The organism is Parvibacter caecicola (assembly GCF_003725335.1).
GTDB lineage: Bacteria > Actinomycetota > Coriobacteriia > Coriobacteriales > Eggerthellaceae > Parvibacter > Parvibacter caecicola.
This window is the reverse complement of the sequence record NZ_QIBY01000001.1, coordinates 427001-443090: the sequence shown is the minus strand read 5'-3', so window position 1 is coordinate 443090 and position 16090 is coordinate 427001. Positions and strand designations below refer to the sequence as shown.

13 protein-coding genes are annotated in these 16090 nt (G+C 63.4%); all 13 read left to right on the top strand.

Going from position 1 to position 16090, the window contains the following annotated elements:
* The first annotated feature begins 11 nt into the window (after positions 1–11).
* Entirely contained in the window at positions 12–203 is a 192-nt protein-coding gene (locus tag DMP11_RS01915) for a hypothetical protein (RefSeq protein ID WP_123184783.1), read from the top strand.
* Entirely contained in the window at positions 203–1018 is an 816-nt protein-coding gene (locus DMP11_RS01910; RefSeq protein ID WP_123184782.1) for a UTP--glucose-1-phosphate uridylyltransferase, read from the top strand. Before DMP11_RS01915 ends, DMP11_RS01910 begins: the two co-directional genes overlap by 1 nt.
* A 297-nt stretch (positions 1019–1315) precedes the next feature.
* Positions 1316–1852: an HdeD family acid-resistance protein gene (locus DMP11_RS01905; RefSeq protein ID WP_123184781.1), complete on the top strand. Its 537-nt coding sequence runs from the start codon at positions 1316–1318 to the stop codon at positions 1850–1852.
* Positions 1853–1885: 33 nt separating this feature from the next.
* A complete protein-coding gene (gene ligA, locus DMP11_RS01900) occupies positions 1886–4078 on the top strand; it encodes an NAD-dependent DNA ligase LigA (protein WP_183621445.1) in 2193 nt (730 codons plus the stop codon).
* A gap of 451 nt (positions 4079–4529) precedes the next feature.
* The gene (locus DMP11_RS01895; protein WP_148041075.1) at positions 4530–6017 is read left to right on the top strand and encodes a hypothetical protein; all 1488 of its coding nucleotides are present in this window, start codon (positions 4530–4532) and stop codon (positions 6015–6017) included.
* Between the two features lie 67 nt (positions 6018–6084).
* Positions 6085–7032 (top strand): glycosyltransferase family 2 protein, encoded by a 948-nt coding sequence (locus DMP11_RS01890; RefSeq protein WP_123184779.1) that lies wholly within the window; start codon positions 6085–6087, stop codon positions 7030–7032.
* Complete coding sequence (locus DMP11_RS01885) at positions 7025–8644, top strand: glycosyltransferase family 39 protein (protein ID WP_123184778.1); 1620 nt, start codon at positions 7025–7027, stop codon at positions 8642–8644. Before DMP11_RS01890 ends, DMP11_RS01885 begins: the two co-directional genes overlap by 8 nt.
* Before the next feature lie 168 nt (positions 8645–8812).
* Positions 8813–9736, top strand: coding sequence for a molybdate ABC transporter substrate-binding protein (locus DMP11_RS01880; RefSeq protein ID WP_123184777.1), 924 nt, complete (start codon positions 8813–8815; stop codon positions 9734–9736).
* A gap of 105 nt (positions 9737–9841) precedes the next feature.
* Positions 9842–11356 carry a molybdate ABC transporter permease subunit gene (modB, locus tag DMP11_RS01875; protein WP_214646959.1) on the top strand — a complete coding sequence of 505 codons (1515 nt, stop codon included), beginning with the start codon at positions 9842–9844 and terminating at the stop codon, positions 11354–11356.
* Positions 11353–12453: a sulfate/molybdate ABC transporter ATP-binding protein gene (locus DMP11_RS01870; protein WP_123184775.1), complete on the top strand. Its 1101-nt coding sequence runs from the start codon at positions 11353–11355 to the stop codon at positions 12451–12453. Before modB ends, DMP11_RS01870 begins: the two co-directional genes overlap by 4 nt.
* Before the next feature lie 99 nt (positions 12454–12552).
* Positions 12553–13554, top strand: coding sequence for a GTP 3',8-cyclase MoaA (gene moaA, locus DMP11_RS01865; RefSeq protein ID WP_123184774.1), 1002 nt, complete (start codon positions 12553–12555; stop codon positions 13552–13554).
* A 250-nt stretch (positions 13555–13804) separates the two neighbouring features.
* Complete coding sequence (gene moaC / locus DMP11_RS01860) at positions 13805–14299, top strand: cyclic pyranopterin monophosphate synthase MoaC (RefSeq protein WP_123184773.1); 495 nt, start codon at positions 13805–13807, stop codon at positions 14297–14299.
* Positions 14300–14574: 275 nt separating this feature from the next.
* Positions 14575–16026: a pyruvate kinase gene (pyk, locus tag DMP11_RS01855; protein ID WP_123184772.1), complete on the top strand. Its 1452-nt coding sequence runs from the start codon at positions 14575–14577 to the stop codon at positions 16024–16026.
* Positions 16027–16090: the final 64 nt, after the last annotated feature.

The window sequence follows — 16090 nt, the reverse complement described above, 5'->3', positions numbered from 1 at the left end:
GAGGAACAGCCATGGATCCCATTCTTGCGGAAATTTACAGCACCATCCTTCCGTCCGCCCCCTACGTGATTGCCGCCTACGCGCTCATCTGGGTGGCGCTTCTGGTGTACGTGCTCATGATCATGCGCGGCACCAAGAAGGCCACTGCCCAAATCGCGCTTCTGGAAGAGGAAGTGCAGGAGAAGCTGGGGAAGGACGAATAATGAAAGCGCTCATTCCCGCAGCCGGCCTGGGCACCCGTTTCCTTCCCGCCACCAAAGCCGTGCCCAAGGAGATGCTAATGGTGGTGGACCGTCCCGCCATCCAGTACGTGGTGGAAGAGGGGCTTGCCTCCGGCGCCGATGAGGTGGTGCTGATTAACAGCCGCTCCAAGAAGGTGATCGAGGAGCATTTCGCCCCCAATCCCGCCCTGGTGGAAGAGCTGCGCGCTCGCGGCAAGGCCGCCTATGCCGACGAAGTTGAGCGGGTGGGCAACTTGCCGGTGAGCTACGTGTACCAAGACGAGGCGCTGGGGCTGGGGCACGCGGTGCTGCAAGCGGCCGGAAAAACGGGCGACGAGCCCTTCTTCGTGCTGCTGGGGGACGTGCTGGTGCCCGACAACGCTATGCTGCCGGCCATGAAGGCAGTCTCCGACGCCCACGGCGGCGCCAGTGTGATTGCGGTCATTCCGGTGCCCGACGAGGAAGTGAGCCGCTTCGGCATCATCGACGGCGCCGAGGTGTCCGAGGGCGTGTGGAAGGTGAGCGGCCTCGTGGAGAAGCCGGCGCTTGAAGACGCCCCCACTCATCTTGCGGTGTTCGGTCGATATCTGCTGAGCCCTCGGGTCATGGAGCTTTTGGCCGATGTGCGCCCTGGCGTGGGCGGTGAAATCCAGCTCACTGACGCGCTGGAGGCGGTGCTGGCCGAAGAAGAGATGTACGCCCTGGTGGTAGACCCGGCCGACGGGTTTGACACCGGCACCGTGGAGAGCTGGCTGGCCACCAACAACGAGCTCTGCCGCCGCGCTGGCATCTGCTAACCGCTTCCCGCCAACCAATCCTTCGCACGTCCCCCTGCCGCCCGGGTCAGGGGGACGTTCACTTTTGTCACATCCTATCTCTGCCTTTCTCGTTTCTGGAGCAGCGCGGCGTGTCGGGGGTGTGTCGGGGCGCTCCGTTTCCGCCATGGGCTCTTTACAGTGCGGCCACTGGATGGGAACAGGTGGTTTTTCTGCCAGATGCGCAGTGGGGGAGGCGCCCATAATAGCCTTGGCAACATCCGCAGTTGGCGCCTCCGGCTTATGGGGAGGCGCTGTGCAGAAGAAGGAGTGGTACAAATGGATGTAAAGACGAAACGCGACTGGGGCCTGTTCTTCCTTGGGCTGGCACTTGTGATCATTGGCTTTGTGTTCCTGGTGGTCCCGGGCATCACTCTGGTGGCGGTTACCTCGGTGGCCGGCGCTTTCCTGGTGATGGCGGGCGCCTTCGACATTTACGCCTACGCCCGTTACCGCGACCAGATGGACCTGGACGGCTGGACCATCGTGTACGGCGTGTGCGACATCGTGTTGGGGGCGGCGCTGCTGCTGCACCCGGTGTTCTTCTCCGCCGTCATCCCGTGGGTGGCCGGCGTGTTCATGGCCGCTTACGGCATCGTGGAGCTGATCATCGCGGTGCGGGCCAAAGGTGCGTCCGGCCGCGGCTGGGTGGCCTTCAACGGCATCGTGTCGCTGCTGTGCGCCCTGGCGTTCTTCTTGGTGCCGGCTTCGTTCGTCATCTTCTTGGCGTTCTTCCTCATCTGCCGCGGCGTCACCATGGCCGTGTGCGGCATCACCATCGATCACATGATTTCCGCTTCCCATCACGCCGCCTAAAGCCGTGTCCCCAAAGGGCGCGCTGGGGCTATAATGCTAGGGAAGTTTTCGGGGCCTGGGAAACCGGGCCCCTTTTTTGGCGAAGGCGATGCGGGAAAGGCCGGGGTTCACGTGAGCGATCAGGAAAAGCTGTTTGCAACTGATGAAGAGCGGTTGGAAGAGGCGCGCGGGCGGGCCGAGGCGCTGCGGCGCGAGATAGAGCACCACACCTACCTCTACTACGCCCTGGACAAGCCAGAGATTTCCGACGCCGCCTTCGACTCGCTGATGCGAGAGCTTCGCCAGTTGGAGGCGGAACACCCGCAGCTGATCACGGCGGCTTCTCCCACCCAGCGGGTGGGAGGTTACGTGGGCGAGCAGTTCGCCCCGGTGGCCCATGCTCAGCGCATGTACTCGCTGGACAACGCCATGGACCTGGAGGAGCTGGCCGCCTGGATGGGGCGCGTGGAGGACGACCTGGGCTTTTTGCCGGAGTTCGACTGCGAACTGAAGATTGACGGCTCATCGATTGCCCTCACCTACGACGACGGGGTGCTGGTGCGGGCGGCCACCCGCGGCGACGGCACCACCGGCGAGGACGTGACCGCCAACATGCGCACCGTGCGGGACGTGCCGCTGCGGTTGCGGCAGCAGGCCATGGGGTCCGTCGTTGCCGGCAGCATCGAGCTGCGGGGCGAGGTGTACATGCCGAAGGCCTCCTTCGAGAAGCTGAACTCCATTGCCGAGGCCAACGGTCGCGCCCCCTTCGCCAACCCCCGCAACGCCGCCGCCGGCTCGTTGCGGCAGAAAGACCCAGCCGTGACCGAGAAGCGCGACCTGGCCACCTTCCTCTACGCCATTGCCGACGAGGCGGGCGTGGCGGTGGAGGGGCAGTTCCAGCTGCTGGAGTGGCTGCGGGAGGCCGGCTTCCACGTGAACCCCGATGTCACGCGGGCGTCTTCCGCCAACGAGGTGCTGGAGTTCTGCCAGAAGGTGCAGGAGAAGCGCGGCAGCCTGCCTTACGAAATCGACGGCGTGGTGGTGAAGGTGAACGACTTTGCCCTGCAGCGGCGCATGGGCTTCACCGCCCGTGCTCCCCGTTGGGCCATCGCCTACAAGTTCCCTCCCGAGGAGAAGACCACCCTTTTGCGGGACATCACCGTGCAGGTGGGGCGCACCGGCGTGCTGACGCCGGTGGCGGAGCTGGAGCCGGTGCTGGTGGCGGGCTCTACCGTGGCGCGGGCCACGCTTCACAACCTGGACGAGGTGCACCGCAAAGACGTGCGGGTGGGGGACACCGTTATCGTGCGCAAGGCGGGGGACGTGATTCCCGAGGTACTGGGGCCGGTGGCCTCACTGCGGCCGGAAGGGGCCCAGGAGTGGCAGATGCCGCGCACGTGCCCCAGCTGCGGCGCCCCGGTCATCCACGAAGAGGGGGAAGTGGCCTATCGCTGCATCTCGCTGGAATGCCCGGCGCAGCAGCTGGAACGGCTGGCCCATTGGGTGAGCCGCGGCGCCATGGACATCGACGGCATGGGGGACGAGATCATCGGCCGCCTGGTGGAGACCGGCCGCGTGAGCGACGTGGCCGACTTCTACTCGCTCTCCGCCGACGAGCTGGCGCTGCTGGACATGGGGCGCCTCTCCAAAGACGGCAAGGCCATTTGCCTGGGGAAGAAGACGGCCGACAAGCTGGCGCTGGCGTTGGAGGCCAGCAAGGGCCGGCCGCTTGCGCGCGTGCTGTTCGGGTTGGGCATCCGCCATGTGGGCAAAACCACGGCCGAGCAAATCACCGCCACCTTCCCTTCCATGGAGGCGCTTTCCGTTGCATCCGAAGAAGAGCTTGCCCAGGTGGAAGGGGTAGGGCCGAAGGTGGCCCGTTCCCTGTACCTGTTCTTGCGCACCCCCGCCAACGGCGAGGTGATCGAGCGGCTGGAGAAAGCCGGCGTGTCGATGGCCGATGCGGCCGACGGCGCGGGGGAGGGGCTGCCCCAGTGCTTGGCGGGGCTCACCTTCGTACTCACCGGTTCACTGGTGGAAAGCGGCATGACCCGCGACGAGGCAGGGGAGGCCCTGAAGGCCCGCGGCGCCAAAGTGTCCGGCAGCGTGTCGAAGAAGACCAGCTTCGTGGTGGCGGGCGAAGCGGCCGGCAGCAAGTATGACAAGGCGGTGGCCCTAGGGGTGCCGGTGCTGGACGAGGCGGCGCTTCTGCGCATCCTGGAAACCAACGAGGCCCCCGCGCTGTAGGGCTTGGCCCGGTTTTTGGGGCACTGGGGGCGCCCTGCCGTTTTCCCATATCGCCCGTAGGTATTTGTGCTAGACTGCCACCCATGCTTTTAACTGCTCAAATACGAAATGGGGGGGGTCTTCTAAGAAAGACCTCTAGCGCGCCCTTTGCTTGGCGGGGCGATTTGCGTCCTGCCCGCTCTCCCCGTTCGATTACTTTTCATAGCTTCGACAACCTCATATGCCATTGCCGCCAAGTTGCCCTGAGGGGGTTCGCCCCTTTGGGGCATTTTTGCGTTTTCCTTCAGAAGGCGGGTTCTGGGTGTTTTCCAGTGCGCGAACCGCAATTGAATGCTGCCGGAAGGAAGGGGCGATAACCATGAGATGCCCACGCTGCAGGAGCCCCCTTGGACGATGCTCGACATATTGCGCTCGTTGCGGGTATCTGCTGACAGAAGAAGACAAATCGGGAATGCAAAAGGAAGGAAAGGAAGAATTGATGCAAGCAAAGCAGGAAAACATGAAAAAGGCCGGGGTAGTTGCCGGTGCCGCTGCGGTGGTGCTGGCAACCCTTCTTGCCGTGACGGCGTTGAGCGGGTGCTCGAAGAGCGAGGAGCCAGCACCTGCCCCCGAACCGGTGCAGGAAGCCCCGGCGCCCGAGCCGGAGGCGGCACCCGCTGACGAACCGGAGCCCGAGCCGGAGGCGGCAAAGCTCTCCATCCCTAACCGTTATTTCCTGACCGGACTGCGCATGACCGCTGACGGCAACGCTGTGAATCAGTGGGGCTTGGAAGACTTGGAGGGTAATCAAGCACCATTCGAGAATCCGGAAATGTATCCGATGGGCGGTTTTTCCGAGGGCCGTATTTTCGTGGCCTGGGAAACGAGCGAGTACGACGAGGAATGGGACACGGAGTTCAATAACCTAACCCATTATGCGCTGCTGGATCAAACGGGAAAGATTGTCAAAGACCTCACCGATCTTGTGCATAGTTTCGAATTCTACTCTCAAGGATCCCTCCACCGCGCCGAGGTTGAAAATAATCCGACTTATGTTGATGGCAGAATGGTGCTGCGTCTGGGTGGCTTCAATAGCCCGGTCTTCGTGGTTTTGGATGAGCAGGGCAACGTGATATTCACTGTGGCAGATAGCGATTTCTATCAGTATGCGGACGAAGGCACAGTGCCGGTTGAGTTTGATATCCAATTCGAGATGCGCGGATCCGCTACATCTTCGGACAATGCCTACCGCGATGGCGTTTTGTGCATCGGCGGCTGTATTCTGAGCACCGATGGTACGGTGTTGGCCCAAAACGAAGAGTATTTGGAGTCGCTGGGGAACGGTTACATGCTTGATGGTTTCGATGCCGATGTAGTTGTGGATTATTCTGGCAATGTCGTCTTCGACCCCAGCACGCTCAACGTGCCCGGCGATATCGAAAACGCGCGGTTGTTTGCGTTTGACGATCAGCCGGGAGCAAACAGCATAGTGTCGGTTGTGGCCGAGAAGGTGAATCCCCACGGGGGCGCCAACAAAGACCTCGCTGGCCTCTACTGCATCTCTACCCAGAAGTGGCTCGTTCCGTTCCAGGAAGGCGATCTGAGGTTTGGGACGCCCAATGAGGGACTGATCTGGGTTTCAGTGGATTCCAAGAATCACATCCTGGAAGGCTACGGTGCCACCGATGATGACAGGGACAGGGATTATAGCTGCCTGATGGACATCCAGGGAAACATCGTTGCCGATGGCTCTACTGCCTCGCTTGAGGAAGATGGGGAACCGCTAGGTGCCGACTTCCCCGAGTATCTCCAAGAGGGTTACTGGTGGTTCGGGGATAAGCCGGGTGTTGTCGCGTACATCGAGAACGGCGCTATCAAGGGCACCGCTTCGGCCCCCGAGCACGGAATCGAGGGAGACTATCCGAACAACCAAATGAATGTAGGCGTATCCGGTCGATAAAAGGTTGCTGTCTCAAGCCGGAAATCGAGCAAGTTGGTGCTAAGCGCCAGGAAGGAACTCGGCTTTCATGCCCTTAATGTCTATCGTGGTCCCCTGTTACAACGAAGAGGCCGTGCTGGCCGCATTCCTGGAGGAGTGCGGCCGGGTGGCCTTGGATATGCATGTTGCCCAAGGGCTGGATTTCGAGTTTGTCTTCGTTGACGACGGATCAAAGGACGGCACCTTGGCCGCATTGCGGCAGGCGCGCCCGGCAGGGGAGGGTTGTCGCATCCGATGGGTGTCCTTTTCCCGCAATTTCGGGAAAGAGGCGGCCATATACGCCGGCCTTGCCGCTGCCCATGGCGATTACGTAGCGCTGATGGATGCCGATTTGCAAGATCCGCCAGCGCTTTTGCCGGAGATGTACGACCGCATGCAAACCATCGGGTGCGACTGCGTGGCCACCCGCCGCAGCAACCGGAAGGGGGAGGCTCCGCTGCGCTCGGCCCTCTCCCGCGCTTTTTACCACATCATCAACGCCTTTTCGGATGTGGAGTTCGTTTCCGGCGAGCGGGATTACCGCCTCATGCGGCGGTCGGTGGTGGATGCGATTTTGGCCCTGGGAGAGCGCAACCGGTTCACCAAGGGCTTCTATGGCTGGGTTGGCTTTGATACCGAGTGGATCTCCTACGAGAACGTAGAGCGCCGTGCCGGCGACACGAAATGGAGCATGGCGGGGCTTTTCCGCTATGCCTTAAACGGCATCATGGGATTCTCCACCACGCCCCTTCAGGTGGCCTCGCTGGGCAGTTTGGTGCTGTTCGCCACGCTCATCGTTGCGGTGGCGTTCATCGTGGTGCGCTATGTGATGTTCGGCGATCCGGTGGCCGGCTGGGCCTCAACAGCGTGCATCATTCTGTTCGTGGGCTCGCTGCAGCTGTTCTGCCTGGGAGTGCTGGGGCAATATCTGGCAAAAACGTACCTGGAGGCCAAAGGCAGGCCCCTTTACATTGTGAAGGAGACAAGCGATGAGTAGCGGGGGCGTGCAGTTGCCCGAAGCGAAGAGCACCGGTGCGGCGGGGCGCTGGGGGCGCATCCATCTTGGTATTGTGGCGGCGGGCGCCTTGCTCTTGGCCCTGATGGCCAACTATGACGCCCTGTGGTTCGACGAGGCCTATTCGGTGGGGATGGCCGCCCATTCCTTCGAAGAGATATGGACCATCGGCGCCGCCGACGTGCACCCGGTGCTTTACTATTGGATGCTCCATTGCGTGTACCTGGTGTTCGGCCAGAACATAGTGGTCTATCGACTGGTTTCTGTGGCGGGAGCCGTGGCGTTGGCGATGCTGGGCTACACCCACGTGCGCAAGGATTTCGGCCCCACAGTGGGGATGCTGTTTTCGGCCCTTGTCTTTCTGGTGCCCTGGTCAATGCATGTGGCGCTGCAGATTCGCATGTATGCGTGGCTTATGGTGGCAGTCATGGTAGCCGCCATTTACGGCTGGCGCCTGACGGCTCAGCTCCTTCGCAACGGCCGGGGAAACTCGGCGCCGCTTCCGCTTAGCTGGTGGGCGCTGCTGGCGCTGGCCAGCGCTGTTGCGGCTTACCTGCACTATTATGGGGCCATTGCCGCCTTCTGCATCCAGCTGATGGTGTTGGTGGCGGTTGCCCGCCAGCCGCAAGATCGCAAACGCAACCTTGCCCGCTGGTTGCTGTTCGCCGCTGCGGCTGTTGTTTCCTATGCGCCGTGGCTCCTTGTGGCGGCCTCACAGGCGGCAACGGTTTCCGGCGGCTTTTGGATAGCGTTCAACTATCCGGGCGCTTTTGCCGAGCTGGCCCTCTTTCCCTTCAATGCGCCAGAAGTGACTGGCTTTCCTTCCGCTATGCCGTTCTCGTCTGAAATAAACAGGTTGTTTGCTGTCTTGGCTCTCCTGATTGTCCTTATTGAGCTGGGCTATCTCTATGGCATCGGGCGAGCGACGGGTTCGGCTTCCGACGCAGCGGGAGGTGCCCGAAAACGCGAGCTTGTTCTTGTGGGCCCTCTGTTTTTCTTGGCAATCTACGCGGGGACGGCCCTGGTGGCGGCAGTCGCATCGCTTTTGTTGGATCAGCCGGTTATCTACTACCGCTACATGGCAGTGGCGCTGGGGCCGATCATCCTGGTGATGGCGTGGGCGTTTGAGAAGGTTAAGGGCCGATTGCTCCGGGTTGCCGGCATCCTGATGACGGTGCTTCTAGCCTCGTTGACTGCGGGGTGCCTGTTGGTTTGCGCCTGCAGTCCCGAGAACCCCCAGGGTCTTGTTGCCTACGGTGCCTTATGCCAGGAGCTGCAAGCGGAAAATGGCGGGAACGAGACCTTGGTGTTCTCCGATGACTTGGCGGCGAGCATCATCTCGGCGAGCGGAGAGGGCCTTCCCATCGTCTACATCGACCCCCAGGAGGCCTACCGGGCCCTTGAGCCGGGTATGATCATGGATTTCTCTTGGCCTCAGCTGCTCGACGGTTATGGCGGCAAGGCGTTATTCGTCGGGGCACCGGAAACCGCGGCGGCGTTTGCCGAGCGCTTCGGTGGCGAAGTGGTGAGCAGTGAATCGTTCTTCCACCCCTACTCCGACAACTGGTTCATCTATTCCGTCATCGCATTTTAGGGTGCCCTGCGGCTGCCCTGCGATTCGGCGCGAGTTGTGACGGCCCTTGTTTATCCTCAAACCAAAATAATTCTTGACAACGAATATTTGAATCTTTAGCATTTGTTTTGTGATTATATTCGGGAGAGGATATATCACGCATTTGCGAACAAAAGCTAAGGAGTGGCAATGGGGAAATCGAAAGCACTGTTCGCCGGTTTGTGCGCCGTCGCTTTGGTGGGCACCATGGGCTTGGCCGGCTGCACTCAGGATAACGGCAGCCAGAACTCATCGCAGGGCGCCAACAGCGAGCAGCAAAACACCGCAGAGCCCACTGCATCCGAGCCCGCCGAGGAAGTGGTGCTGCAAATTTTCGCCGCCAATTCCCTCACTAAAGCCATGGCCGATGCCCAGGCCCTTTATACCGAGCAGCATCCGAACGTGAAGTTCGGCGACACCCAGTACGAGGGCTCCGGCACCTTGAACGAGATGCTGGGGGCCGGTCAGTACGCCGACATATTGATTACCGCCTCGAAGGGCACCATGGACACGGCCGAGGAAAAGGGCTACGTTGATGCCGCCACTCGTCAGACCATGTTCACCAATCAGCTGGTGATAGTCACCAAGGCCGGCGGGCCTTTGGTGGGGCAGGACATTACCCTGGAGCAGATTGCCGCCGGCGAGTACACCCTTTCCGTGGGCGATGAGAACGTTCCCGCCGGCAACTACGCCGCCCAGTCGCTTTCCACGGTGGGCGCTTACACCGAGCCCGATGGTGCCACGGGCGCCGATGCCACCGGCACCGGCGGCGAATGGTCGGCGTCTCTTCTGCCCAAGATCACCTTCGGCGCCAAGGTGGGCGACGTGTGCAAGTACGCTGAAACCGGCGACGTGGACATCGCCCTGGTGTACACCTCCGACGTGTACCGCATGGGCGGCGTGGAGATTTGCTCCATCGTGCCCGACGACACCCACAAGGCCATCGTGTACCCCGGCGCGGTAACTGCCCAGAGCGAGAACGCCCAGGCAGCCGCCGATTTCCTGGAATGGTGTATGACCGATGACGATTGCGCTAAAATTTGGCAGGAGTGGGGTTTCGACATTGCCGCCTAGGCGCTGGAGGAGCTTCCGCCTGAATTTGGCGACAAGCTGAGACGTACGTTCAAGGAGCCGCGCCGCTGAGGGATGCGGCTCCTTGTTTCATGTGCAGGGGGAACGGTGAACAAGGGAGAGCTTTTCGGGCCCGCCGGCCGCACGGCCCGCCTGCGGGCGGCCGTCGGCGGGGTTTTGGCCGCGATGGCGCTGCTGGCGGCGATGTGGGCGGCCCCGGTGCTCGCCTGGGCCGATGAGGCGCCGGTCGGCGGGGTGGAGGTGTCCGCCGATGGCGAAGCAGCCCGTATGGAGGGCTGCGATTTTGCCATCGAGGGCTTTTACCGCGCCCAAACGGGGTCGAACCGCGAGATAGACGGCACCTACTACGGCTACACCTACAGCATGGACGGCCCCGGCTTGCTGACGGTGGTGAATACCCCGGCCTGCGCCGTGGTGCACGTTCCCCAAGACTGCGTGGACGCGTTTGACCTGAACTTGGAAGACGAACGGCTGCAAGCGCAGCTTAAGGCATTGCTCTCGCCGTTGGACAAGGGCATGGCGAAGGGGGCCGCGTCGCTGGAGCGTCAGGAGGTGTGGCACTTCACCTCCCGCCAAGAATTCGAGGTGGCCGACGCCCGTTTCCTGTTCGCCCAAGAGCTGAAGGAGGGACGCTACTACACCGTAGTGGCGGCCGTGAACGGCGGCGACGCCAAGGCGACGGTGGCCCCGGGCGCCATGGACACCTGCCGGCTGGTACCGGCCGAAGAGGCGGTGGTGGCCGAGGCCGGATCGCCGCTGCAGCAGTTGGGCACCTTCCTGGCCGAGCTGGACTACTCGCCGCTTTGGGTGACGCTTCGCACCTGCGGCGTGGCCATCGTGCTGGTGTTCTTCCTGGGGCTTGCGGCCGCCTACTTCATGCTGCGGGTGAGCAAGCGGGCCCAGGACATCTTCGACACCATTTTCACCATCCCCATGGTGCTGCCCCCCACCGTGTGCGGCTTTCTGCTGCTGATGCTGCTGGGGCGCAATACCGCCTTCGGCCGCTTCTTCATCGACATCGGGTTTCCGCTGGCCTTCAGCTGGCAGGCCACGGTCATCGCCGCCGTGGTGGTGGCCTTCCCGCTGATGTACCGCAGCGCCCGCGGCGCCTTCGAGAACCTGGACCCCAACATGTTGGACGCCGCCCGCACGCTAGGCTGGTCGAATGGGCGCATTTTCATGAAGCTGATGCTGCCGCTGGCGTGGTCGTCCATCGCCTCCGGCACCGTTTTGGCCTTCGCCCGGGCGCTGGGGGAGTTCGGCTGCACGCTGTTTCTGGCCGGCAACCAGCTGGGCTCCACCCGCACCATCCCCATCGCCATCTACTTCGAGTGGATGAACGGCAACCAGGCGGCCACGTGGTTCTGGACCATCGTGCTCATCGTGTTCAGCTTCCTGGTCATCTTGTTCATCAACATCTGGAGCCGCCACACCACCAAGTACCGGCGCCGGGAAACCATGAATCGGGGCCGCGCCGCCACCGGCAAGCGCGGGGGAGGCGGCCGCGCGGACGGGGGCGCCGTGGCGAAGGAAGGGTCCGGGCCGCGGGCGATGGACGAGGCCTTTGCGGTTGACGGCATTCTGGAAGGGGGCGCGCGATGAGCCTGGAAGTGGACATCCGCAAGAGTTTCGGCGCCTATTCGCTGGACGTGGCGTTTTCCGCCCAAGACGAGACGCTGGGCTTTCTGGGGGCATCTGGCTGCGGCAAAAGCCTCACCCTGCGCTGCATCGCCGGCATCGAGAAGCCGGACGAAGGGCGCATCGTGGTAAACGGCCAGGTGTTCTTCGATTCCGAGAAGAAGATCAACCTCACGCCGCAGCAGCGCAAAACCGCCCTGTTGTTCCAGAACTACATGCTGTTCCCCAACCTCACGGTGGAACGGAACGTGGGAGCGGGCATCGGCAAGGAGGTGGCGGCGGCCGAACGAGCGGCCCTTGTGGCGGCCGAGCTTACGCGCTTTGGCCTGGAGGGCCTGGAGGGGCGCTACCCGGCCCAGCTTTCCGGTGGCCAGCAGCAGCGGGTGGCGCTGGCCCGCATGCTGGCGACGCGCCCGGGCATCCTCATGCTGGACGAGCCTTTCAGCGCATTGGACTCGCATCTGAAGGGCGTGCTGGAGCAGAATCTGGTCAGCCTGTTCGAGGCCTATCACGGCACCATTTTGTACGTGAGCCACGATATCGACGAGGCGCTGCGCTTTTGCGATCGCATCGCTGTGGTGGAGGCGGGGCGCATCTTGGAGATAGATAGCGGGGACGAGCTGGTGAACAGCCCGCAGTCGGAGGCGGCGCTGAAGCTTTCCGGCTGCAAGAACGTGACGCCGGCCCAGCCCCGCGGCCCCCACGAGGTGTTTCTGCCCCGGTGGGGGGTGACGCTTGCCACCGAACAGCCGGTGCCGGTGGATGTGAAGTACCTGGGGGTGCGGGCCCAGTACCTGACGCGCGGCGAAGAGGGGCAGCGGAACTGCTTCCGCATGCGGGTGGACCGGGTGAGCGACGCCCGCTTCGAGCGCATGTGCCTTCTGGGGTTCGCCGGGGCGCTGGCGTCTTCTTCGCCGGACAGCGAGATGGAATTCCTCCACAGCCACGTGTTCTGGCGCGTGCCGAAGCCGGTGGGGGAGCTGCCGGGGCGTCTGCCTCAGCGGGGCGACGAGCTGTGGATTCGCATCCCCGCCGACCAGTTGTTCCTGGTGACGCGCTAGCCGCGGGCCCTTCGCCCCGATGGTTTTGTGGAAGCGCGCCGGCGGGTTTCCTGTTTAATCTTGTTTGGCTATAATAGGCGGACGTTCAAGGAGGGGACTTTGAAAGACGCTCACGGCAGGATCATCGATTACCTGCGCATATCACTGACCGACCGCTGCAATTTCCGCTGCATCTACTGCATGCCCGACGAAGGGGTTGCCCAGCTCAGCCACAGTGACATCCTGCGCATGGAGGAGATTGAGCGGCTGGTGGCGGTAGCCGCCAAGCTGGGTGTGCGCAAGATTCGCCTCACCGGCGGCGAGCCGCTGGTGCGCAAGGGCGTGGTGGGGCTGGTGGAGAAGATCAGCGCCACCGAGGGCATCGACAACGTGTCCATCACCACCAACGGCGTGCTTCTGCCTTCCATGGTAGACGACCTGAAGGCGGCCGGCCTTGCCCGCGTGAACATTTCCCTGGACACGCTGGACGAAGAGCAGTTCAAGATGATTACCCGCTGCGGCCAGCTGGAAACCACCATGGCCGGCATCGAGGCGGCGCTGTCTGCGGGGCTGGACCCGGTGAAGATAAACTGCGTTGCGGTGAAGAGCCTGAACCAGGATTTCCTGGGATTTGCGAAGATGACCATCGACCGCCCCTTGCACGTGCGCTTCATCGAGTACATGCCGGTGGGGAAGTCGGCCGGCGCCGACGGCACCGGTTGGGGCAAGCGGGACGTGATTCCCAGCGAAGAGCTGCTGGGCATCATCAACCAGCGGGCCGTGGCCGAGGGCATGGAGCCGCTGCAGCCGGCCGGCGAGAAGCGCCCTGAAGGCTGGGGCCCCGCCCGCTATTTCCAGTTCCCCGGCGCCAAGGGCACGGTGGGCTTCATCTCTCCGCTGTCGCGCCATTTCTGCGGCGAGTGCAACCGCTTGCGGCTGACCGCCGAGGGCAAAGTGCGCCCCTGCTTGTTCTCCGACGAAGAGTACGACGTGCGGGAGGCGCTGCGCAACGGCAGCGACGCCGACGTGGAGGCGGTGCTGCTGGCGGCCCTGGGGGCCAAGCCCGATGAGCACCACAACAAAGTGGGCACCGAGCGCCGCATGTCCCAAATCGGCGGCTAGCGCTGACGTCGCGCACCCGGCTTCGACGCCGATGCCTGGTTCGTGGCCGCCCGTTGGCTTTCCGCTGACCGCTGGCGCTGACGCCCGCCGGTTTGCCGCCACCCACCGGCCTGCCATCCATTGGCTTGCCCCGCCCGCCGGGTGGCTGTCAATCTAATATTCGCAGGGCAGAGATTCTATCTCTGCCTCCGCACCAACCATGTAACCGCCGCCGCTTCTGCGGCCGCAAGTTCCACCGAAAGGAAAACCCATGAGCGACCAGCTTACCCACATCGACGAAAAAGGCGACGTGCGCATGGTGGATGTGTCCGCCAAGCCCGACACCGAGCGCGTTGCCGTTGCGGAGGGCTTCATCTTCATGAAGCCGGAAACGCTGGAGCTCATCGCCACTGGCCAAGCCGCCAAGGGCGACGTGCTGGCCTGCGCCCGGGTGGCCGGCGTCATGGCCGCCAAAAAGACCAGCGACCTCATCCCCATGTGCCACCCTCTGAACATCACCAAGGCGAAGGTGGAGTGCACGCCGGTGTTCGCCGGTCAGCGGGAAGACGGCCGCGTGGGCATCCAGGTGACCACCACCTGCGGCGTTACCGGCAAAACCGGCATCGAGATGGAGGCCCTTACGGCGGCGTCGGTGGCCTGCCTCACCGTGTACGACATGTGCAAGGCGGTGGACCGCGGCATGGAGATAACGGATGTGCGCCTGCTGAAGAAAGACGGCGGCAAAACCGGCCTCTGGGAGCGCTAGGCCCTCGTTCGCGGCTGTTGCTTAGGCGGAGATAGAATCTCTGCCCTACGAAGGGGGTGCGTGCTGGTTGGGCAGGAATAGGGTTTTTGCCCCGTGAGGGGCGATGCGCGGCTGTTGCCCGGGCGGAGATAGAGCCCCTGCCCTGCGAAGGGGCGCACGCTTCTTGCGGCTGGGCGGATAACGGAATAATTGCGGCTCGCGGCTCTTGGGGCCGCGAGCCTTTTCTTTAGGATACGCTGGTGCAAGCTAATGTAGGGGCGGAAAAGGAGCATTCCGTGAAAAAGCGCACCAAGATCATCTGCACGCTGGGGCCGGCCGTCGATTCCGACGAGGCGGTGGAGCAGCTCATCGAAGCGGGCATGGACGTGGCCCGGTTGAACTTTTCCCACGGCACCCACGAAGAGCAGGCAGTGCGCATCGACCGCGTGAAGCGCATCCGCGAGAAGCTGGGCACCCCCACCGCCATCATGCTGGACACCAAGGGGCCGGAAATCCGCACCGGGCTTCTGGCGGGCGGCCAGCCGGTGGCACTGGCGGCCGGCGACACCATCGCCCTCACGCCAGCCGCGGTGGAAGGCAGCTCGCTGTGCGTGCAGGTGAGCTATCCCGACCTTGCCCGGTACGTGGCGCCTGGCGACGCCATCCTCATCGACGACGGCCTTATCGGGCTGGTGGTAACGTCGGTGGTGGGCGGCGACGTCATCTGCCGCGTGGAGAACCCCGGCGTGCTGGGGCAGCGCAAATCCGTGAACATCCCCGGCGTGAACGTGCCCCTGCCGGCGGTCACCGAGCAAGACGAGCGCGATTTGCTGTTCGGCATCCAGCAGGGAGTGGACTACGTGGCCGCCTCCTTCATCCGCGACGGGGAAGGGGTGCGCCAAGTGCGCGACTTTCTGGCGGCTCATGGCGGCGGCGACATCCGCATCGTGTCGAAGGTAGAAAGCGCCGAGGCGGTGGCCAACATCGACGAGATCATCTGCGCCACCGACGGCGTTATGGTGGCCCGCGGCGATCTTGGCGTGGAGGTGCCGGCCCAGCGGGTGCCCCATATCCAGAAGACCATCATCCGCAAGTGCAACCGGGAATCGAAGCCGGTGATCACCGCCACCCAGATGCTGGATTCCATGATTCGCAACCCGCGGCCCACCCGCGCCGAGGTAGCGGACGTGGCCAACGCCATCTACGACGGCACCGACTGCATCATGCTCTCCGGGGAAACCGCCTCCGGGGCCCATCCGGTGGAAGCGGTGAAGACCATGGTGGCCATCGCCCGCGACACCGAGCCGTTCCTGTTCGACGAGCGCTTCCCCGATCGGCGCCGCACCCACGCGCGGCCGTCGTTGGCGGTGGGCATCGCGGCGGTGGAAACGGCGGAAAAGCTGCACGCCGCCTGCATCGTGGCCCCCACCATGAGCGGTCGCACTGCGCGGCTCATCTCCAACTTGCGCCCGAAGATGCCCATCTACGCGGTAACGCCGTTCTCGAACGTGCGTCGTCAGCTGCAGCTCAGCTGGGGCGTGGTGCCGCTTACCAGCGACGTGGAGGGCGATTTGCACCACGTGATCACCCGCGCCGAAGAGGCGGTGCAAGAAGCGGGTGGCCTTGCGGCGGGGGAGCTGGCGGTGATTACGGCCGGCGATCCTGAAAACTCACCACGGGAGGACAACGCCTTCGGACAGCCGGGAGTGTCGCCCACCAACGTCATGTACGTGGTGGAGGCTCGTTAAGCCCCAAGCGGCCCCATCCGCCGTCGCCTTCGGGCGGGCGAATGGGGCGCAAGAGGCGCGTTAG